24 protein-coding genes are annotated in these 20767 nt (G+C 49.7%); 12 read left to right on the top strand and 12 right to left on the bottom strand.

The window, feature by feature from the left end; all coding sequences use genetic code 11:
• The first annotated feature begins 175 nt into the window (after positions 1 to 175).
• Positions 176 to 604: a translesion error-prone DNA polymerase V autoproteolytic subunit gene (gene umuD / locus DD597_RS24000; protein WP_022650032.1), complete on the top strand. Its 429-nt coding sequence runs from the start codon at positions 176 to 178 to the stop codon at positions 602 to 604.
• Entirely contained in the window at positions 604 to 1875 is a 1272-nt protein-coding gene (locus DD597_RS23995; RefSeq protein ID WP_022650033.1) for a Y-family DNA polymerase, read from the top strand. Before umuD ends, DD597_RS23995 begins: the two co-directional genes overlap by 1 nt.
• Positions 1876 to 1878: 3 nt before the next feature.
• On the opposite strand, the gene DD597_RS23990 is transcribed toward DD597_RS23995, so the two are convergent.
• Together DD597_RS23990 and parM are read right to left on the bottom strand one after the other, a co-directional pair.
• Positions 1879 to 2268 (bottom strand): plasmid partitioning/stability family protein, encoded by a 390-nt coding sequence (locus DD597_RS23990; protein ID WP_022650034.1) that lies wholly within the window; start codon positions 2266 to 2268, stop codon positions 1879 to 1881.
• A 4-nt stretch (positions 2269 to 2272) separates the two neighbouring features.
• Positions 2273 to 3244, bottom strand: coding sequence for a plasmid segregation protein ParM domain-containing protein (gene parM, locus DD597_RS23985; protein WP_022650035.1), 972 nt, complete (start codon positions 3242 to 3244; stop codon positions 2273 to 2275).
• A 236-nt stretch (positions 3245 to 3480) separates the two neighbouring features.
• Between parM and DD597_RS23980 the strand changes: the two genes are divergently transcribed.
• Positions 3481 to 4119 (top strand): AAA family ATPase, encoded by a 639-nt coding sequence (locus DD597_RS23980; RefSeq protein WP_022650036.1) that lies wholly within the window; start codon positions 3481 to 3483, stop codon positions 4117 to 4119.
• Entirely contained in the window at positions 4119 to 4397 is a 279-nt protein-coding gene (locus tag DD597_RS23975; protein WP_129256646.1) for a CopG family transcriptional regulator, read from the top strand. Before DD597_RS23980 ends, DD597_RS23975 begins: the two co-directional genes overlap by 1 nt.
• A 98-nt stretch (positions 4398 to 4495) precedes the next feature.
• Here the strand turns inward: DD597_RS23975 and DD597_RS23970 are convergent, their stop codons facing one another.
• The 6 genes from DD597_RS23970 to DD597_RS23940 all read right to left on the bottom strand — a co-directional run bounded on the left by DD597_RS23970 (position 4496) and on the right by DD597_RS23940 (position 10695).
• A complete protein-coding gene (locus tag DD597_RS23970; protein WP_022650038.1) occupies positions 4496 to 5275 on the bottom strand; it encodes a site-specific integrase in 780 nt (259 codons plus the stop codon).
• Complete coding sequence (locus DD597_RS23965) at positions 5272 to 5604, bottom strand: hypothetical protein (RefSeq protein ID WP_032623564.1); 333 nt, start codon at positions 5602 to 5604, stop codon at positions 5272 to 5274. Before DD597_RS23965 ends, DD597_RS23970 begins: the two co-directional genes overlap by 4 nt.
• Positions 5605 to 5629: 25 nt before the next feature.
• The gene (locus DD597_RS23960) at positions 5630 to 6295 is read right to left on the bottom strand and encodes a hypothetical protein (protein ID WP_022650040.1); all 666 of its coding nucleotides are present in this window, start codon (positions 6293 to 6295) and stop codon (positions 5630 to 5632) included.
• A gap of 30 nt (positions 6296 to 6325) precedes the next feature.
• Positions 6326 to 6655 carry a hypothetical protein gene (locus DD597_RS23955; protein ID WP_022650041.1) on the bottom strand — a complete coding sequence of 110 codons (330 nt, stop codon included), beginning with the start codon at positions 6653 to 6655 and terminating at the stop codon, positions 6326 to 6328.
• A gap of 46 nt (positions 6656 to 6701) precedes the next feature.
• Entirely contained in the window at positions 6702 to 7016 is a 315-nt protein-coding gene (locus tag DD597_RS23950; RefSeq protein ID WP_022650042.1) for a hypothetical protein, read from the bottom strand.
• A gap of 559 nt (positions 7017 to 7575) precedes the next feature.
• The gene (locus DD597_RS23940; protein ID WP_012477567.1) at positions 7576 to 10695 is read right to left on the bottom strand and encodes a hypothetical protein; all 3120 of its coding nucleotides are present in this window, start codon (positions 10693 to 10695) and stop codon (positions 7576 to 7578) included.
• A 315-nt stretch (positions 10696 to 11010) separates the two neighbouring features.
• Here DD597_RS23940 and DD597_RS23935 point away from each other — a divergent pair, with 315 nt between their 5' ends.
• The 5 genes from DD597_RS23935 to DD597_RS23915 all read left to right on the top strand — a co-directional run bounded on the left by DD597_RS23935 (position 11011) and on the right by DD597_RS23915 (position 16005).
• Positions 11011 to 11295 carry a hypothetical protein gene (locus DD597_RS23935; protein WP_022650043.1) on the top strand — a complete coding sequence of 95 codons (285 nt, stop codon included), beginning with the start codon at positions 11011 to 11013 and terminating at the stop codon, positions 11293 to 11295.
• A 466-nt stretch (positions 11296 to 11761) separates the two neighbouring features.
• The gene (locus tag DD597_RS25260) at positions 11762 to 12505 is read left to right on the top strand and encodes a hypothetical protein (protein WP_226864505.1); all 744 of its coding nucleotides are present in this window, start codon (positions 11762 to 11764) and stop codon (positions 12503 to 12505) included.
• Positions 12502 to 13155 (top strand): DUF6884 domain-containing protein, encoded by a 654-nt coding sequence (locus tag DD597_RS23925; RefSeq protein ID WP_032635083.1) that lies wholly within the window; start codon positions 12502 to 12504, stop codon positions 13153 to 13155. The genes DD597_RS25260 and DD597_RS23925 overlap by 4 nt, the downstream gene beginning before the upstream one ends.
• 165 nt (positions 13156 to 13320) lie before the next feature.
• Complete coding sequence (locus DD597_RS23920) at positions 13321 to 15342, top strand: acyltransferase family protein (protein WP_012477570.1); 2022 nt, start codon at positions 13321 to 13323, stop codon at positions 15340 to 15342.
• Between the two features lie 165 nt (positions 15343 to 15507).
• The gene (locus DD597_RS23915) at positions 15508 to 16005 is read left to right on the top strand and encodes a thermonuclease family protein (RefSeq protein ID WP_022650044.1); all 498 of its coding nucleotides are present in this window, start codon (positions 15508 to 15510) and stop codon (positions 16003 to 16005) included.
• Here the strand turns inward: DD597_RS23915 and DD597_RS23910 are convergent.
• The gene (locus DD597_RS23910) at positions 15972 to 16643 is read right to left on the bottom strand and encodes an SOS response-associated peptidase (RefSeq protein ID WP_012477572.1); all 672 of its coding nucleotides are present in this window, start codon (positions 16641 to 16643) and stop codon (positions 15972 to 15974) included. The two genes, DD597_RS23915 and DD597_RS23910, sit on opposite strands and share 34 nt — an antisense overlap.
• Before the next feature lie 156 nt (positions 16644 to 16799).
• On the opposite strand from DD597_RS23910, the gene DD597_RS23905 reads away from it, so the two are divergent.
• Complete coding sequence (locus DD597_RS23905; RefSeq protein ID WP_012477573.1) at positions 16800 to 17129, top strand: hypothetical protein; 330 nt, start codon at positions 16800 to 16802, stop codon at positions 17127 to 17129.
• On the opposite strand, the gene DD597_RS23900 is transcribed toward DD597_RS23905, so the two are convergent.
• Genes DD597_RS23900 through DD597_RS23890 form a run of 3 tightly spaced genes read right to left on the bottom strand, consistent with a single transcriptional unit; the run spans position 17104 to position 19148 of the window.
• Positions 17104 to 17907, bottom strand: coding sequence for a DUF4225 domain-containing protein (locus DD597_RS23900; RefSeq protein ID WP_022650045.1), 804 nt, complete (start codon positions 17905 to 17907; stop codon positions 17104 to 17106). The two genes, DD597_RS23905 and DD597_RS23900, sit on opposite strands and share 26 nt — an antisense overlap.
• Positions 17908 to 17917: 10 nt before the next feature.
• On the bottom strand, positions 17918 to 18577 hold the full coding sequence (locus DD597_RS23895; protein ID WP_022650046.1) for a DUF6710 family protein: 660 nt from the start codon (positions 18575 to 18577) through the stop codon (positions 17918 to 17920).
• Positions 18531 to 19148, bottom strand: a complete 618-nt coding sequence (locus DD597_RS23890; RefSeq protein ID WP_022650047.1) for a hypothetical protein — start codon at positions 19146 to 19148, stop codon at positions 18531 to 18533. The genes DD597_RS23895 and DD597_RS23890 overlap by 47 nt, the downstream gene beginning before the upstream one ends.
• A 344-nt stretch (positions 19149 to 19492) precedes the next feature.
• Between DD597_RS23890 and DD597_RS23885 the strand changes: the two genes are divergently transcribed.
• Together DD597_RS23885 and DD597_RS23880 are read left to right on the top strand one after the other, a co-directional pair.
• Entirely contained in the window at positions 19493 to 20038 is a 546-nt protein-coding gene (locus tag DD597_RS23885; protein ID WP_001493763.1) for a plasmid pRiA4b ORF-3 family protein, read from the top strand.
• 136 nt (positions 20039 to 20174) lie between these two features.
• Positions 20175 to 20747, top strand: coding sequence for a recombinase family protein (locus DD597_RS23880; protein ID WP_001493762.1), 573 nt, complete (start codon positions 20175 to 20177; stop codon positions 20745 to 20747).
• Positions 20748 to 20767: the final 20 nt, after the last annotated feature.

Genomic DNA, 20767 nt, shown 5'->3' with positions numbered 1-20767 from the left:
CCGGGCGAGGATGGCGGCGGAGCGAACCCTTGCATCTGAAGCGATCGGGCTAAAGTAAAGGCACGGCGGGGAACTTCTTTAGGCAACATAGAGTTAAAAAATGGGCAAAGCAAAAACTTGAAAGTACACTCAATAAAGTAATAATACTGTATATAAATACAGTTCGGAGGTGCCTATGTTTGAATTATTGCGTGTCGATTGCGAGCCGGAAATTATCCCAATCCCTCTTTATAGCGAGGGATGCCCGGCGGGGTTCCCGTCCCCGGCGCAGGACTATGTCGAAGCCGAACTTGACCTCAACGATTACTGTATATCCCGACCCAGTTCGACATATTTTGTGCGAGCTATTGGTAATTCCATGACTGATATTGGGCTACATTCTGGCGATCTGATGATTGTTGATAAAGCCGAAAATGCACACCACGGCGATATCGTTATAGCTGAGATTGAAGGTGAATTTACTGTTAAGAGATTATTGTTGAAACCGAGACCAGGGTTACAGGCAATGAATCCAGCCTACCCTACTCTATGGCCAGAACCTGAGCAGCTACAAATTTTCGGTGTCGTAACTGCCTTTGTACATAAAACCCGGGGACATGACTGATGTTCGCCCTGGCAGATGTGAACAGCTTCTATGCGAGTTGTGAGAAGGTCTTTCGTCCTGACTTACGTGATAAACCGGTGGTCGTTCTTAGCAATAATGATGGTTGTGTAATAGCCAGATCGAAGGAAGCGAAACAGCTTGGGATCAAAATGGGGATTCCCTGGTTCCAGCTGAAGACAATGCAGTTCCCGGAGAAAGTGCTTACGTTTTCCAGCAATTATGAGCTTTACGCGAGTCTGAGCAACCGGGTCATGGCACATCTGGAAGAACTGGCGCCCCGCGTAGAGCAGTACAGCATCGACGAGATGTTCCTGGACATTCGCGGCATCGATGGCTGTACCGACTTTGAAGATTTCGGCCGGCAGCTGCGCGAGCACGTCCTAAGAGGAACCGGACTGACAATTGGCGTTGGGATGGGGCCAACAAAAACTTTAGCAAAATCAGCGCAATGGGCTTCAAAAGAGTGGCCGCAATTTGGGGGCGTGCTGGCCCTGACTACTGACAATCTTCGTAGGACGGAGAAACTGCTCTCACTGCAGCCAGTAGAGGAAATCTGGGGGGTTGGTCGCCGCATAGGCAAAAAGCTGAATACATACGGCGTGACGACTGCGCTACAGCTGGCGCGCATGAATCCTGCCTTTGTACGCAAAAACTTTACCGTAGTGCTGGAGCGAACCGTACGCGAGCTGAACGGTGAGGCCTGTATATCTCTTGAAGATGTACCGCCCGCGAAGCAGCAGATTGTCTGCAGCCGATCATTCGGGGAGCGCATCACCACTTACGAAGCGTTGCGGCAGGCTATCTGCCAGTATGCCGAACGCGCGGCTGAAAAACTGCGGGGAGAGCATCAGTTCTGCCGGCACATATCGGTCTTTATCAAAACCTCCCCTTTCGCAGTCAACGAAGCGTATTACAGCAACGTGGCCAGTGAAAAACTTCTTGTGCCTACCCGTGACACCCGGGACATCATTAACGCCTCAGTAAAGGCCCTGGATCGTATCTGGATCGACGGGCATAGATATGCAAAGGCTGGCGTAATGCTGAATGACTTCACCCCTACGGGAGTAGCACAGTTAAATCTTTTCGATGACGTTAAGCCGCAGGAACGAAGCGAGGAGCTTATGAAAGCCCTGGATGGCATAAACCATTCAGGGCTCGGGAGGGTATGGTTTGCTGGCCGCGGAATTGCACCAGAATGGCAAATGAAAAGAGAGATGCTTTCTCCGGCATACACGACCAGGTGGTCCGATATCCCCAAAGCCTCAATTTGAGTATCAGAAGAGGCCTTTCATTTTGACCCGGGCCTCTTCCAGTCGACGCTGCTCATCATCTTCAGCAATTTCAGGCTTGATTGCAGAATCAAAATTTCCTGCGCCCAGTTCTGCAAGCACATCACGGATATTGGCCTGGGATGGCTTCCATCCCGTTGTCTGACTGATTAAACCTACCAGGCTATCCGCCGTGAAACTCTTATCCAACAACAGCGCAAGTAAGCCAGGAAGCCGCGGGTCGAGGTGGTGAAGTGCTAAGCCGGAAATAAGCGCTCTCCTATATAAATCTCCTCTATCGTTCCGTGGGACAGAATCAATAATGTCTAAAGACACATTGTCCGCCACCTGGTCCGGATGAAGATAAACAGTAAACTTCTTCCGTTCCTCGCTCACAGTCCTATTCCCCTTTAAATGCAGCGATGGCTTCTACGAGTGATGTTTGCGGTGAATCCATCATGACAACCTTCGAGCCCAGATGTTGCCATGCTGCTTTAACAGCATCCTCGATCAGTGGCGCACCGCCACCAACAATATAAACGCGGTTAACGTCCCTAAACCCAGCCAAGTCATCGACAACCTGGGCACCCAGTGTAGCGATCGCGCTATCGATGGTATCCAACACCAGTGCCGTCTTGCTTTCGTCGTTGATAACCTGCCGGACGAAGTCAGCGTTTGTACGCTGTTTGATAAGTTCATCGGCGACCATAGCACTCGTGTTGCTGGAAGCCATTTTTAACGCCGTGAGTGCAGCGTTCGTTACCAGCGATACGCCGATATCAGAATTTCCGTGTATCGCGCTGACAGAGTCGAACTGGCCAACGATAACGCCAACGTCGAGAGTTGTACCTCCGAGGTCAATCACCAGAGACTTTTCGAACTGCCCTACATTGTCTTTCACCAGACGTTCAAATACGGCAGGCAAGGATTCTGGCATGACTTCGACGTGCTCGATGGTAAACACCTCGCCTTTGTTCAACTTGACTGGACGCATCAGGTTGTCGATTTTCCTCTGAATATTCAGCTCATTCTTCTGACAATCCCTTGTGTAGAACTCACTGATAGGCAAAGTAACAGTCAGTGAGACAGGCTGAGGTTTCAGCCCGCTGTTCAGAAGTGCATGGTGAACCGCCAGAACGTTTACATCGGTATATTGATACTCAATATGAGTAGTAAGAATGGATTCATTGCTGACTTCGTCATAGGTGTATTTTTTACCTTCAAGCTCATAGTTGAAGGTCTGACGTACGCCCATACCTTCCACCTTCCAACCCTGACGAAAAGAGTTAGATGACAATGACTTATAAAGTTTCTTATTGTGGAGCCATGCAAGTTTTACAGTTGTAGAACCATCATCACAATACACTTTCATCCTGAACCCCTTAATACTCAAATTGAGAAAAATGATTGAACTTAAGTGCCTAAGCACTCAGATTGAGTATTAAATCATAAGTATGAAATATTAAAACACAAGTAATATTTATGATTTATTAAAAAATAAATCATATCTCACACTTCATACTTCATATTTTTGATTACAGTTGTTGACTATAACTACGTATGTGACAAAATAAATCATACTTCACACATCATATTTATGAGGCAGAAATGATTACTGTCGTAGGTGGAAACAAAGGCGGTTCAGGTAAAACTACAACGGCATCAAACTTAGCAATAGCTCTAGCCCATGAGGGCCAAGACGTATGCCTGTTAAATGGAGACTTACAACGGACGGCCGCTAAGCACCATGCTGAACGTGAAGCATCGGGGATAGAGCCAACTTTCACGCTCATCGAAAAATTCGATAATCTGACACAAACCCTTCGAGCATTAGACGAAAAGTATGATCATGTAATCGTGGATGTGGCAGGCAGAAACTCAAGAGAGTTCATTACTAGTGGAGTAGTCGCACATCAGATCATTGCACCATTACAATGCTCACAGCCCGACCTTGATACATTGACGGAACTTGCTCAGCAGATTGAAGCTATGCGTGATCTCAACCCTGAACTGAAGGTCTATTGCTTACAAAGCATGGCCACAACAAACCCAGTGCTAAGAGGAAATGAGCGGAAGGAGTTTCTGGAATACCTTGAAGAGTTTCCAACTATTGAAACGCTGCAAACAGTAATCTGTTTCCGCAAGGTCTATCGAGATTGCATGAGCAATGGAACGGGTGTCGTAGAAACGAATAATGAAGCGGCTAAAGCAGAAATTATGCAGCTAATGAAAGAGGTATTCGCATAATGGTTAAAAAGCCGAGCCAGCAAGCGACAAGCAGAACAGGTGTCACAGCAGAACAAGCTGAAGCCCTCGCGCAGCGCCTTGCCGATAAACCCTACGGAGCACCAGAAAAACCGGAACCTGAAAAACAGTGCCGCACGACAATCTCATTAGGGGAGTCTATGTTAGTGAAGGTCGAAGATATAGCACTGCGGAACAAGCGTAACGGGAAAGATCCTAAAAACGTCAGTGCAATAGTCAGAGAAGCCCTTGAACTTTACTTTCAGAAAACTAGCGAGTAAGAACGATATTACATCATAAGTATGATGTGTGAAGTATGACTTAGGCCGCATTAGCGGCCTTTCCAATATCATGCAGGTCCTCATAGCTTACAGAGAAGTTAAATGGTTCCTTTAAGTAATGACACAGCTTCAGTCTCCGGCATCTGGAACTGCACGCGGTGACGCGCCGCCACATCCAGCGCAAACACTTTCGTGTACACCTCCGTCGAGCTGATGCTCTTATGCCCCATTAAACTCTGAAGCACCTTGAGAGGAATACCGGCATACAGCATGTGCATGGCATAGCTGTGGCGGAATGTGTGCGGTGTCACCGGCACGGAGAACGTCACCCCGTCAGCCGCTGCTGCTTCAACCGCTTCGCTGAGCCAGGTGCGGACCGTCCGGTCGGTAATTTCCCAGATGCGCGCCTTCTCGGTTCTGCCGCTTCGCTTGTTACGTCGTTCAAGAGGTATTTTCAGCGTGGCCACCATCATTTCCAGCTGGCTGACATAGCTCGCATCGGAAAGCGGTACCAGCCGGTGAGCCTGACTGCCGGCGGGTGCCCGGCCTGCCGTTCTGGCGGCTTTTTCAGTCCTTTGTTTGAGTGTGGCCAGCTGCACGAAAGGGTAGGGTGGCACCAGGGAAAAATCACTCCGGGTCAGCGCCAGCGCCTCGTTAATACGGGCGCCGGTGTTCCAGAGGGTGGCCAGCAGCATCTTGCGGTGCAGATCAGGCACATAGTGGAGCAGGGCGCTCACTTCCGGCGCCAGCAGATATTTCGGCAGTTCGTCCTGAACGAGGGCCATCTGGCGCAGGGCCAGTGCGGCAGGGTAGTCGATGGCCACCGGCAGCTGCGCGGCCGAAAATGAGACACCCTGGCCGGGTATTGCCGGCATCATTGCTTGTTGTCCCTGCCGGACAGGTATTGCTCTGTAAGTCGTGCCAGTGCTTTCTGCGCGTAATCTTCGCCCGGGAGCAGACTGATTTCACCCCGGCGTTCCATCCCGGCGCCGATGGCGCTCAGCGTCGTCATCACCGGCAGCAGCCGGCGCAGCTGCTGGGCATGTCCGCACGCTGTACGGATACGATCGGCAAACGCATCCTCATCGCGGGAATATGTCCCGGGCGCAGGACGTTCCCTGCCGTCCTTTTCAGACTGCAATTGCTGACACAGTTTCAGCAGGGAAATAATGTCATTGGCGGCTTCGTTTGCGCATGGTCCGTTCATATATCTTGGTATCACCCTAATTTCCTTACAAATCATAGTCAGGAACCTCACGAGCTTGTCGTGCTCTGGACTTTCGTTGTTTTCGCCACTCAGCCCATAAGACGTTCTGTACTGACCAGGGGCTGTTATTATCAAGGTGTGATGAAGGCATGGCATTAAGTCGCCTCAGTCGCCTGGCCAGTATCATGGCACGCAGACCCAGACGTGAATACTGATAACGGCGTTCTTTAAAGGTCATCTGCCAGTCGGGAGGATTATCATAGTCACTGACAATACTGATATAACGGCTGGCTTCTGGGATCAGCACTGACAGTTCACGAATACGGTAAAGAATCCTGCTGGGTAGTACCCGCCAGTCACCGTCAATATCCTCTGTTGAGAATGGCTCAGCGCTAATACCAGTACGTGTGTACCCTTTATCATCTTCAAACCCTTCATCATTAACCACCTCCGCGCATCCCTGGGCAAATCGTTCGAGGCGAAATACCAGCTGAGTGGAAATAAAATAAAGCTCAGATTCTCGCTTTGTCGCTGCTGCTTCCTTCTCCCGCTGGGTTATCAGCCGCTGCCCGTACCACACACCACCGAATGCAGCACCTGCAGATGAAACCGCCGTAATGATCTGCGGCCACAGGCTGGCGCTGTCCTTCACCACCTTCACGCCTTCGGTCGCGATAAACCAGTCAGCCATATTTGCTCCCTTACTGAAAAATCCCGCCGGTCATACTGACGCAGCGTCTTCACGGAACGGCTCAAAGGCCAGCAGGGCGTCAGCCCTGGAGGCCAGCTCGGTACAGTCCCCGCGCTGCGGGTCGATCTCTTCATCTATGGCCTCGTTATACCGCATGCGCAGCCGCCATCCCGTCACGGGAGGTGCGTTCTGTATGGCCAGCACCATCCCTTCCGGCGACAGCAGTTCGCGGAGGGTGTAGCAGGCGCCGATCCGGGTCGAGTCCCGCAGCCACATCACGGGGTACTCGCTGACCAGCTGGTCATACACGCATTCCGGCGTATGGAAGTAATTCCCGTCCGCCCTGCATAAATCACACATAATCCTTCCTTAACTGAGAATTCCGCCTGCAAGCCTTGTGAAGCCATCACCAGAACAGTAAACCATTCGTTTTAAAAATCTTATCGATGAGGCAGGCTTTCCACGGCGGACAGCTGTGTTCATACTGCGGCAGATGGTAATCACCGGTGAGCACCCAGAAATCAGGCTGGCCTGATTGTTCTGCCACCATTCTGCCGTTTCGTTTGAGAATTTTTGGAGATCGCCATTCCTGACGCCGGCGGGCTGTCTCGACTGGGCAGTCCTCATTAAGGCCAGAGTAAAGCCACAGCTCTTGATGGCCATATACATCCTCAAGCTCCCGGACCACATCGTAAAATGATCTAAATGTTGGTTTCCCCATACCTCGCCTCAAAAATAGTATCTGGTTCAATAGTCACTCAGAGTAATGATGACGCGAAGGATAATCACCTGTGCAGTCACTCACCTGAATATTCCCCTGCTTATTTTTCCTGTCGTGAATATCACCAGAATAATAATAAGCAGCCATATAACCACTCCATTAAATTACCGGATGGCCGTTCCGGTCAGATCCGATTTTCTGGCTATCCGCAACTTACCGGAAGTGTAACACGGTCAGAGAATAAGCGAAGCGCTCTTTTCGGCCCCTTCTTATCGGGTACAGGTGAGGGGAGATAACACAATATATAGAAGAAAAAGCAGCTGACGGAGTGGCATATCTTGTATTTTCGTGCCGCTGCGCGCCGGGGCGTTTCCGTAAGATCCGGAACAACCTTTTTTCGGATCTCAGGAGTGGAAGAGAACGATTATTGCAGAATAAGCACAAAAAACAGTGAATTGTTGTTATGAGTAGATTATTGCTATAAGTATCGCAATTTGAATTAATTATTAACAACAAAGCAATTTAACAGCGACCCCATCCGGGGTCACCTTAATTTTGCTCAGCGATGTTCAAACCGGGCCACCAGTGGACCAGTGATTTCCATCTCCATTTCCCAGAGCGTTGTCATCACGCCTTCAAGTGGATTGTCACTACTGCTGTAGAAGGTGTTAAAAAGGGTTCCATCCGGGTACCTGAACAGCCTGAGTTCACCGAAGGATTCCGCGCTGACCATAACCGAAAATTCCTGTTCGGAATTGAGGACAAGGTAAATAAGACAGTTATTGATCCTGAAGGGCAGAGTGCGGCTACCTCTGGCTGAAACATCAACCTGTATGCTAAACGCGTCATGCCTTTCCGGCTGATAAACCAGTTCCCTCAGTTCTTCGCTAAAGCGGGAACCATAGCTCACCAGTATGTAATACTGCTGATCGGCGGACCGTTGCGCGACTTTCATTAACAGTGTTTCGAGGTTTTTGACCTTCATCGTTAATTTAGCCTGTGATTGCCACAGTAAATTATGCAGTCTGTGGTAAATATTTGTCCTAACATCTGATACAGACGGAAAATCTCCGTAGAAATTACTATTAAGTTCTCTGGCAACATAATCTTTGGGAACACTCACAGGAATGTATCTCACCAGCCAGTTGCGATCGCATTCTGAATTTTGAGAAAAAGTGAAGTAGTTAAGCAGAGTATCTTCAGACAATACCCCAGGAAGTTCTTTTGTCAGACGAGTGTCGGTATTCCTGAGACGTTCAAGATCTACTTCGGCAGCAACGATATCTGCCACTTTGCTGCGACTGAAGACCTCAATGTATTTATCCAGAACGTCATTAAAGAAAACCACGTTCGTTGCATAATCCGCGTCTGAAATGATATAGCCTTCATAAGGGACTGAAGGATCACGTTTCAGCCGTTCAAGAACAGAAATTATTCTCACTTTACTGAAATAGGAAAACAACCCTCCCGCAAGGGCGTCATTAGCACGCTGCGTAACCTGCTCAGCAGGTCTGGCGAGCTTTATAGCCAGCAAGGAAAATGCTCCGTAGAGGCTCCCTAAATCCTCATGTACTCCTGTATACGTACGCCCCGGAATGTAAGGCCTTTCATTATATGAGTTCATAACCTCAATGGTTTCTGATAGCCCGCTGTACCAGTTTGTATTCGCATGAAGATTACAGTGCTCAATTCTCAGTATCATATCAATGATATCGACAGAACGTCTGAACGCAGGTGTCAGCGTATCATGAGTGTCTCTTTCTTCATATAATTCAGACGTAATGATATGGTTAACAAGATCAGCTAAATCTATCTTTTCTTGGGGTTCAAAATGCGCAATGAGATAACCTGCCATTAACAGGCGTAAATCAGACAAGGCATTTGCAAACATAATGGATAAGGCCGCATCTTTTTTATATGGACGCCCCCTGAGTAACATTGCCCACTGCGAGTCTGTTTCATCCAGAGACAGATAATCCGGAGTCAGGAAGAAACTGTGCCAGTGGTACTCTTCCTCCCAGTGCCGTGGAAACCGGCTCTGGTTAAACCAGAGACAGAGAACGTCGTGAGCATATCGTACGGAAGAAGCATTATCTGCAACCACTGACGGAATAAGCAGCCTGGCGGTGTTATGCAGATGATACATCAGGCGCCCAGTAGAATCTTCGCTCCCTGGTTTGCCAATGATCGAGCTCATACTCCAGCCCTCCCACAGGCCAATAAAATGGCGTACAAGTTCTTGATGAGTTTGCTCCTGGCTGGCCGAGAGGGTGACACCCTGTCCTGCTTTCCACTCGTTTAACACATGCCATACTCTGAAAAGCGAGAGTAAAAATTGTCTGAAATCGGTAAAATGAGTGCTCTGTGTTTTTCTGTACACATGCAATGGAATGGCCATCGATTCACGGAAATATTCGCCTGAATATTCCGTTGATTTTACGGATTCACGAAAAAACTTTCTCAATTCATAATGGAATGAATCGCTGAAAGTATGGCTAAAACCTGATTCTTTTACTTCATCCAGATAATTTTTATCAACCCCGTAGTTATAACTTCTTTTGATAGAGGTATAGGTATCTGTTAATCGTTCAATCCCTGTTCTGAAGACGCTAATATTTTTATCGTTAAGCGCATCGTAAGCCTCACCAAAGAAATCAAAAGTAATATCATCCAGATCCCTTTTGTTCTTAGGGCGCCCTGTTACAATACAACGGCTAAATAACCACCGCCACAATCCTGAAACAGGCTTGACATTTCTCGATGACAATAAAGTTAGTTCACCAGAACGAACACCAAAGGAGGGCAAAATGATAATTTCCGCATCCTGCCCATCTACCGCCTCTAGCCTTCTTAGCAGAAATAAAAGTGGCCTTATATAAATATCTATAACAACATCACCTTTACTGATATTAGATTTGACATGAAGCATGTCGTCTTTCTCTGAGATTGAGTAAGGCAGTATTTTAATATTACCGAGGTAATCCTCACCTATATTTACCCCCGGATATCGGAGCCAAGCAAGAATATATGCTTTTTGAATATAGTCATCCACTATCTGAGACAAAAAAAACTTATTCATTAGTCGATCGCGCTTGCTCTCATCCAGGACATTCAGACTCGAGACGAAGAACCAGATAGACAGAGTAATATTGAAAAGCATCCACACAAAAGCTGTTACGGCGAAAGAAGTATTAAGATATCCGTCACCTATAGATAACGTCATACCGCCCAACACGATAAATGCAGCCAGTAAAAGACCACTCAGGCCCGCAAACATATATCCGGAATGAAGTTGATACGCGGACTGAATATGGATCCTTGCTGATTTCTTTTGAAACAAAACACTTATAAGCCCCACAACCAGCGGAAAAACAATACCGATTATAGTCAACTGGCTACCCAGTAAATTAGACATCCAGTCTGAAAGCTTGGTAATGCCCTTAAAATGCTGCACAGCGAAAGGTTGCAATACAGGGCGAAAATATTCGACCACGCCAACAGCCCCGAAGGCTGCGGACCATAGAATTAGCATAGCCCGGACGTAATGGGTGGAGCAGGAAACAAGTATTCTCTCCACCGGGTTCCAGCGTAGTTTTTTGTAATCCCGGTTCGACTTCAGGCTCCGTCGGAGTTCAGCTCTCACCTGCCATGAGAGACTTTTTAGAAGTTTTCCAAACATAGATATTCTGCGTGTTCCATAAGAAATTTTATGAATAATAAGCGGTAGTGACCTTTTTTTCTCTGGAAAATGTCACCCGATGCCCTTCGTGCAAAGTTCGTCTCCCTGTTATCCGATTTAGCCAGAAACCGGATCTGCGCGGCGGGAAACACGCAAAGGATATGATAATTGAATCACTCACATAAAATCATACTAAGTGTGATATTTATCATTATTCATGAAATCACTTCTGATATGATATTAACTTAATATCAAATGAATCATACGTGATATGATTTTATCGCAATCTGTTACTCATTATTCCAGGAGCGCAGCATGTCCAGTACCGGGCCGACACTGAATCTCACCTATGACGAATTGCTTGACGAAATCAAAAGCATCCTTCGCGTGCTCAGCCGGCACAGCAGTTCTTCCCGGGATGACTCTTCCACCACGGCTGCCTTTGACAGGGGGAGTTGCAGCGGCGCCATTGCGCTCTGGTATTCACTGGCATTATCAATGAGGGCGCCGGGGCGCGACTGTGAGGAGGATCGCAGACAGCTTCGGCTTCTGGCCGGACTGATCCTCGAAAACCAGGAGCCGCCTGCCGATGGCCGCTGAGAAACACCGCCGCCCATCGCCGCTACAGCGGCGGGTGCTGATTGTGCTGGCCGCCCTCGGTGCGAAACGTCCGGGACCGGTGGCCACGCGGGATATTGAGCGGGTGCTGGAGCAGGGCGGGGACGCCCCGGTGTACGGGCCGAATCTCCGCGCCTCCTGCCGGCGCATGGAAGCTGCGGGCTGGCTGCGCACCCTGCGAGCCCCGAACCTGCAGCTGGCCGTCGAGCTGACGGACGCCGGCCGTGCGCTGGCCGCCCCGCTTCTCGCTGACGAACAGGCGCGCGTCCTGGCGGAGCAGCGCGCGACAACGGTCCGGGTTCTGCCCCTGATCCCGCCCGGCCAGGCAGACGAGGCTCACGACCGGCCGGTGGAGCTGGACGGCATCTGGCACCTGGCGTGCCGGGGCGACTACGTCATCCGCCTCGACGGGACCACCTGTCTCCAGCTGTGGAACACGGCCGGGCAGGTGACGCGTATGACGGGCGATCCCCTTCAGGTGGCGCAGTGGCTCCAGGCCTGCCACGGGGCGGGTATTGCGGTCCGGATGCAGATCAATGAGAGCACCACGCCGGAGGCGGGCACGCTGATCGGTACCGAGCCGGAAGACCTGACCGGCACCTGGTACCGCCAGCTGGACGTCGCGCTTCAGGCACAGGGGATCACCGGTCTGACTGAGGATATTCGCCTTGCCGTGGTGAGCCCTGAGGAAGCCCTCCGGTCGCTGCCGGCACCGGCGCGGCTGCTGCACGTTCTGCGCGAAAGCCCGGAGGCGTTCCCGCTCACGGCTGCCGGGTATGAAGAAGATTCCGGCGCCGCTCTGGACACCCTGCTGGCCAGGGCCGGATTCACGTCGGGACAGGCACAGGAGCTGCGGCTGCACCGCATCCGCTGGGCTCAGATGAGTCAGGAAGACGCTGACCGGCGCGAACTGAACAGCCTGCTGGATGAGCTGGAACGGCGACAGCTGTACTGCAACCGCGAACAACTGACGGAGATTGTGTTTTCGCCGGTCCGTAAACCCGGCGAGCGCTGGACTGACCGTCTGCAGTGGCTCCTGATGACGGACGGATTCGGGTTCCGGAGTCCGCTCTCCCGTGACGCAGGCTCCAGGGCGCTGACGATCCTGGCCGGTTACACGGGGCAGGAGGTGGCGGACCATCTGGCCACGGTTATCGTCTGGAACGATGACAGCGCGGGGATGCCGTCATGAGCACAGGCAACGTCAATCTCATCGTCACCTGCACGCGCCGCAAAACCATAACAGCCGGTCAAACCGTCTTTCCATATGAACACGACGCCGGAAATGCTTATGAAGTCTGGCTGGAAAGGCTGGCCAGGGCGCGGAACGACGGCGCTGCCATAACAGCAGGTGAACTGTATACGGGCCAGCACTGGAGCAGGGCTGCTGCGGCTGCAAAACGTACCGGCGCAGAGCTGTGGGTGATTTCAGCGGGTCTGGGGCTGCTGCACGTATCAGACCCGGTGGTCCCTTATGAGGCAACGTTCTCCTCGATGCCGTTTAGTCACAGCAGACTATGGGAAAGCCTGACAGCTTGCCCGCCTGCTGAACGACGGTATGCTTCCCTGAGGACGCTGATGCAGTCGAGGCCTGACGATCGGTTTGTGGTGGCCGCCTCTCCGGTGTACCTGCGTGCCGTCGATTCAGATCTGTATGCAGGAAGGGAGGCGCTCTGTACCCCGGAACAGCTTGTTGTGGTGACGTCAAAAGGTTACCAGGGAATCCTGAAGGGCAGCGTCATTTATACCAGTGCAGACATGATAAATGCGCTCAACACGAATATGACTGGCCTCAATATCAGCTATGCCACTCAGTTACTTGTTAACGACGTATGTAAATAAGCATCCAGGCAAGACGTAAGACAAACACTCACGACTTATTTTTGGTATACGTAGCTGAGAAACGATATCATAAGATATCAGGGAAATATTGCGTGCTCTGCTTCCCGATAGACTGACCACAATCTTAATAACCATAAATATGTAAATGTAAGGTGCCATTATAAAATGGATTTAGTTTTAGATAATCATACTAAAAGCTATGCAGTACAAAATTACCGGCAAGACATAGACGGTCTCCGCGCTGCCGCTGTCCTGCTTGTTATATTATTCCATGCAGGATTATCGTACTTCCCTTCGGGCTTTATTGGTGTTGATATATTTTTCACCATATCAGGATTCCTGATTACCGGAAAAGTCATCAGTGAAATTGAAAGAGGAACATTCTCACTAACTAATTTTATAAAAGGCAGATTATGGCGATTGCAGCCTGCACTGCTGGTGACAATTCTCGGCGCCATCATTGTAGCGACATACTGCTACATTCCTGACGATTACACCGCATTCGCAAAAAGTGCCAAATACACCACTCTTTTCTTATCAAACCAGTATTTTGATAAGCTTAGTGCAGCATACGCATCTCCTGACTCTGATTACTTCCTGCTTTTGCATACATGGTCTTTAGCAATTGAATGGCAGTGGTATTTTTTCTTTGCGCTTTTCGCGACCATTTTGACACTGCTTGTCAGTAAATTTAAAAGAAAATTTGCGTATAAACCGTTCCTTTATGGCTGGTTGTTACTTACCTTAACTGCAACAATAATTGTTATTCTTATCAGCCTGTACTCGTCCAGTCAGCATTACTACTCATTAAATATGCGCGCTTTTGAGTTTCTGATTGGTGGAAGCGTAGCTTTATTAAAGGACAGAATTCAGATAACCAACAGATGGATAACTAATCCTCTGGCAGTAGTAGCTATCGCTGTACTTATCTGTACTTCAGGTTTAAGCATACCAGTTGAGGCATATCCAAATAGCTGGACACTGCTTGTTTGCCTTGCCTCAGCAATATTACTGATAAACCAGAACACATTCGTAAATCGAACTTTACAATTAGCACCGATAAACTACACAGGTAAAATTTCTTATTCTCTGTACCTCTGGCACTGGCCCATATTTGCAGCGTTCAATTATCTTGAGATCACTCTGTCCGGCAAGACACTGTGCATTGCGCTGGTGATAACTGCAGGACTGGCAGTGCTTACCTATCACGGTATTGAAGAGCGCTTCCGCCGGGTTAAGCTGTCATTTGCAAAGAGTATGATCCTGCTTGTATTGCTCCCCCTTACGGTCTGCACGGGCCTTTACACATTAACCGTGAAAACGAATGGTTTGCCACAGCGCTTCAGCGATGAATACAATCACTCGTTACAGCTGTTGAATTCCGCTTCCGAGAATGCCGCATCGAGGGATGGCTGCCTTAGTGGAAGCCAGGACCTTACGGACTGTCAGTTCGGCGACCATGAAGGTTCGAAGAAAGCCTTTCTGATTGGCGATTCAAATGCTAACCATTTCTGGGGTTTTTATGATGTCTTGGCTAAGAATGCTGGCATAAAAATGTACTCCCTCACCACGTCTTCGTGCCTGGCATTACCGGGAATTTATCAGTATGACTGGTGGAAATATAAAGGCGTCAAATATGAAGAATGTCATGATAACGCTGAGAAATATTATGATAATATAAAATCAAATCACTATGACTATGTTATTTTAGGGCATGTGTGGTCAAATTATTTTTCTGCCCAGTTAATCACTAAAGATGAGGATGAGCGAAGTGAGGCACTCTCAGCCAGTCGATACGAAATGGCGTTACGTACAGCCATACGTACTATCATAGATTCTGGTTCAAAGCCAATAATCATGTTCACCATTGCGAACATGCCACGCAACTATCAAAACTGTATAAATCAGCATGTTATTCATCGACGCCCATTTGACATCAATGAATGTGATATGCAAAACCCGGCAAATACCAACGGGGAAAAAGTCACGCAACTGATGAGTAAAATGAAGGCTGAGTTCCCAACGCTGACCTTTATTGATCCTAAATCAATACAGTGCATTAGTGGTAAATGCATTACAAATATTGATGGCGTAACTGTCTATCGTGACGTGGGACATCTTACCGACTATGCTTCCTATAAATTCGGTCAGCTGTACCTAAATGAATTTGGTAATCCATTAAAGTGAATATGGTGTACTTATAATATCTGATGGTAACTTAAAGGGCACATTGTGCCCTTTTTAACGCACCAGTCCTTCTCTATAAGACACATCCACTATTCACGTCATCGAGATATACTTTGCCGTCTCAAAATGAGACACTCAATATATAAAAAAACCAGAGATATAGACATGTTTCGGACACTGTACATAATTAGTTTGCTCATCGTGACTTATCCGGTAAGTGCGGATATTAACGGCAGGATTGTTCGTGTGCTCGACGGGGATACCGTTGAGATTCTTGGTGAGGGGAACCAGCTGAAGCGTGTTCGTCTTGCCGGTATCGATGCGCCTGAAAAGAACCAACCCTTTGGCCAGCGTTCCAGACAGGAACTCTCATCGATGGTGACACAGCGCATCGTTACCGTCACTGGCGAGGATGAGGATCGTTACGGCCGGCTGCTTGGCACGGTGTGGCTTGGCGCGAAGGATGTGAATGCCGAACAGATCCGTAAGGGACTGGCCTGGGCATATCGGTATCACGGAAAACCTGTCCGGAGCGACTACGCAACACTGGAAGACGAAGCCCGTCGTCAGGCTACAGGTCTCTGGTCAGTCCCTGGACAGACAGAACCCTGGCGCTGGCGAAGCAAGCATCACGAGAGAGGTTCAATTAGCGACGCCCCCTGATTCCGCACGTTGCCGACCGCAGGGGAAACTGGATGCCAGGTGAATGCCTCAGCAGGCACCGCCCCCTGTTTGGCCGTCCTGCCCGCCTCGTCACCACTGAGACTTTCGCGTAGCCATTCGCGCGCGGCATCCGGCGTCAGCACCAGAGGACGACGATCGTGGATATCGATAAGCCCCTTGTCCGCTGCTGCCGTGACAATAACAAAGCCTTCCCCGTCATCCCTCAGACCAAACGGTCGTGCGCCAATGGCAGCCATGAATACGGGCTGACCGTCCCTGCGGTAAATGAAATACGGCTGTTTTTTGTTCCTCTGACGTACCCATTCATACCACCCGTCAGCAAACACAACGGCGCGGCAGCGTTCCCACAGCGGACGAAACATACGTCCCTCAGCTGCGGTTTCAACACGGGCATTAATCAGGGGCGCTTTGTGCCACCACTCTGGGGAATACCCCCACAGAACAGGTTCGAGCTGCAGCTGATCATTGCTTTCACTGAGCAACAGTACCCGGGTCCCCGGCGCCACGTTGTAGCGTCCGATAGGCTCCGGTACTGCAGAAAACCCGGCATCAACCTCACCGGCCAGATAAGCCAGGTATTCAGCGCGGGTCTGTGACTGAGAAAAACGTCCACACATAAGCGTTTCCTGCCGTTAAAGGGTAAGTATAGGAAAAATGGGAAGCATGGATTGTTTAACGGCAACGGCACAACGATCCGGACAGGGAAGGCAAAAGCAGGAAGGAACGGGACGTCTAAATAGTGTATTCTTTTTATCAGGTTAAAGGAGACGTGAATGACAGAGAACAACCAGGAACTTATCGCGGCAGGATTTACCAGTAAGGAAATAGCGAGAATCAAACGTCACCAGGCGACGGGGGACTCGCTGGAAAAGGTGCTGAAGGATCTGGCCGGCTATTTCCTGTCGGTAGCCTGGATCTCCGGCGGGATGGTCATCATCACCCTGCTCACCGCGATTTTTGGCAGCGCCAGCCATGTTATCTCCTGCGTGGTTGCCGTCGTCTTTCTGCTGATTGTGTTGCTTCTGGTGATGCCGGTCAGACTTGGCTATAAATCATGGAAGCTGATGAGATCACATATCAGCGACTCCGGTCATCACGGGTAAGGAGTTCCAGTACCACCTTTGCACTGACCCCCCATCCCAGAACCTTCATCGTCAGTTTGCCCGGAGACATGGTTTCCACCTTGCGGTAATAGTCTCCGGGAAGATAACGGAAAAGACGCCAGGCCTCAGCTTTCCCGGTCAGACCAAACACACCATAAACGCTGGCTGCAAGCGTGGTTGCATTAAAAATCCCCAGCCCGACATCGCGGCTGAAACCCATAAACTCCGCTACGGACATGGCGCCGTCCGCCAGGATCCCCTCTGAAGCAGGTTCATTCAGGAGCTGACGGGCTGCTTCCCGTGATACCGTATTAAGGGCATCACCGACCAGAACGGCACCGGCAAGCATTCCAGCTGGTGTCATGGTGGCGATCATAACACCGCCAAACACAGCCTGTACGCCGGCCAGAACGACCTTAATGCCGGATATGAAGTATCCGACAATTTTATTCTGCTCTGTTACGTACTGTATTTCAGCGTAGATCCGGGCATAACCGGTTTTCAGCATACGCGACTGTTCAAGTAGAAACTCATTTTCAGCCCTGAGGTTCTTCAGGCAGGAAATGCACTCTTCATCATTTCTTGCTCTCCTTGCCGCGTCAAACTGTTGCATGACAACCTGTCTGATTTCATCCACAAATTTCAGACGGGTCAGTGAATCACTGAGGTGCATGGCCGCGACGGTATTTGCGGTATTAACAAGCTTTCGGGCTTCCAGATTGATCATTGTATCAGCCCACTGGCGCCGGCTCTGACCGGGAAAAAGCGCGATATCCATTACATATTCCTTATCTGTCGTCAGGACGAGAAGTCATTAGCCTGCCTGCCTCAAATATTGCAGCTGCACGCCAGGACTTCACGTCTTCAGTTTTCTTACCGTCAACATACCAGTAGAGCCCGTCGGTACTTATTCGCTCAAAAAGAAAAGACATATCCCACACGTGTTCAGGGATTAACGTTCCTTCACCCGCCAGAATACCGGCCGTGATGGAGTGATTACCTCCCCGAACAAAACCAATGCGCCAGGGCAGCCAGAGTTCAACATAATGGTTAGTACGATCCTGCTGCCATACTCTTCCTTTTGCCGTACCAATCCGGGACACATTATCGATATAACGGGAAAGACTCCACGGCCAGGGAAGAACCATATCGGAGGCCAGAGAAAGCGGGTAATCTTCTGGATTAACTTCTCCCGCCTTCATACTGCTATAGTCCTGAACCTCTGTGATGGCATTAAAGAAAAATTCCCCGGGTGTCAAATCCGGACGGGCATCGGTTCCTTCTTCTGCCACCGCGAGCAGGAAATCACTCTGCAAAGGGCGGACCATAGCGCGAATTAAATCCGGCAAAGCCTGGACCGGCAGAGAAGACGCAACCGACAGCAGATGTTCAAAATTATTCTTAGCCGTGGTGAGCCTGCTGTACTTTCTGTTCCCTTTCCAGAACACAATTCTTCTCCCGGTATTCACTCAGCCAGCTATGCCAGTCGTCAGATCCGTACTCGATTTTGTCAATAATAGCCACTGCACTGGTATCAAATATCACGGTAGTTGTACCGTGAAGATAGCTGTCCGTAAATATACCTTCCCAGTCATAAACGCCCTGGATACCACAATTCAGGTAAAGGCGGATCATTTCATCTGAATCTACATGCCTGTCACCCACATAAAGCATACTCCCTTTGTAAGTGCTGTATTGAGGCTCGCGCAGGGCATGCCAGTCCCAGCCTTTACTGAGTTGGCTACTGATGCTGACTGGAAGTCCATCTCTCAGACGTGCCGCGATATCGGGCTGCTCTGCGAGCGGCAACCGGTGATTAGCGATAATCGCCCCGGTGTTCAGTTCACACCGGCAAACCAGTGGCAGTCCGGGATTTCTGTTTTTGAATAACGCATGATTGCTGGCTCCTTTAAAATTATCCGTAAACCAGCAGGCAGCGATGTTTCCGGACTCACCAGTTCCTTTGTATGCCACATCAAACTTATCAAAACGCTGTCTGGTTCCGTGAAAAAGCTGCATTGCCGGCACCTTCAGTCAGACCTTATTGAGTAGGAGGATCACATTGTTCTTAAATGTAGGAGCAGTATGCCGCCTGGCTACATGGAGGCGCCAGCGAATGTTAACTATTAAAATGAAGGCCAGTGGCGCCGTCGCCCGGCAAAGCCGGTAACGCAGCTACCAGATTCTGGTGTGAAAATGCCGAGCAGCGCGCAGGCATTCAATAAGGAGAGCATGAAAAACCTCGGGGCAGCCATCGAATGATGCCATCTACAGGGGTTAAAATAACCACCATCATTTCATAACAATACCTGCTGACTATGAAGATCTACGTCATCAAAATAGCAGTTCATGGAGTCAGTCCGATGGTCTGGCGTCGGCTGAGAATTGCTGCCGACACGTCACTGGCCGCGCTTCACTTCATTTTCCAGATAGTGCAGGGCTGGGGGGACGACCATCTCCATCAATTTCACATTTATGGCAAAGATTACGGTATCTCCTACGAAGGAGGCATCGGTTTTGTCGATAATCCGTTCCGGGTCGTGATTGATGATTTTGCTTTTGATGCTGGCGATCGCTTTACCTATGAATACAATTTCTTTGAGCACTGGCTTCATGACATTCGTGTTGAGGCCATTTATGAAAACTCTACGCTGAAAGCGCCGTTTTGTATAAGCGGCCATGGTATGCCCGGAGCCACAGCTGCGGATGAGTTCGATAAAACCCTGGCGTTTCTTGAAGCTATCGTTAATGCGGATGATGAAACAACGGTCGGCGAGATCCGCCCTTTTGCTGACGACCTGGATGCTGTCAGGTTCAACCGCCACAAAATCAACCGGCAACTGAGCAGGCTCGACCTTGCATCTCCGGTACTGGAGCCTGAAGTTATCTGGCTGGGCCGTCGTCGCTGACTGATGTCTATAAAGGTATACGTTTTCAGCATGCCTCTCAGATCCCCGAAAAAATGTCTATAAACCTCCCTAAATCAGTGTTTATGGATTATTCTTTAAATCTCTATGATGTTTAAAGACCTTCCGGAGGTTTTGCGTGCAATATGCCTACATCAGGGTAAGCTCGGCCGATCAGAATACGGCCCGTCAGGAAGAGGCATTGTCAAAGGCGGGTTTTCAGCCTGATAAAATTTGTGTTGAGCATGCCAGCGCGAAGGACACAAACCGCCCGGGGTTACAGGAACTCCTGGGGCAATTACGCCCTGGTGATACGCTTCTGGTTCATTCCATCGATCGCCTTTGCCGGAATATGTCGGATATGTGCGCTGTCACCACCCGGCTTCGTGACCAGGGCGTTACCCTTATTTTTCTGAAAGAGCAGCTGACGTTCAGCGCCGGCACAAACAATCCGATGCAGGAACTGCAGCTGCACATGATGTCGGCATTCAGCCAGTTTGAACGAGCCTTACTGAAGGAAAGGCAGGCCGACGGCATCGCCGCGAAAAAAGCACGGGGTGAAAAAACAGGGCGCCCCGGCGCCGATATCAAAAAGATCCAGGAAATTGACGCACTCAGAAGCAGAGGGGTCAGGCTCAGGATCGCCTGCGACCATGCGGGCCTTGGCGTTTCCACATATTATAAGCTTCGTCACCAGATGAACAACCAGTAGCCGGGAGATAGTCATCCACC

Origin of the sequence: Enterobacter cloacae complex sp. 677-3DZ2D5B (assembly GCF_004136695.1) — a bacterium.
Taxonomy (GTDB): domain Bacteria; phylum Pseudomonadota; class Gammaproteobacteria; order Enterobacterales; family Enterobacteriaceae; genus Enterobacter; species Enterobacter hormaechei_C.
The sequence above is the reverse complement of the archived record's forward strand: the minus strand, read 5'-3'. Positions and strand labels throughout refer to the sequence as shown.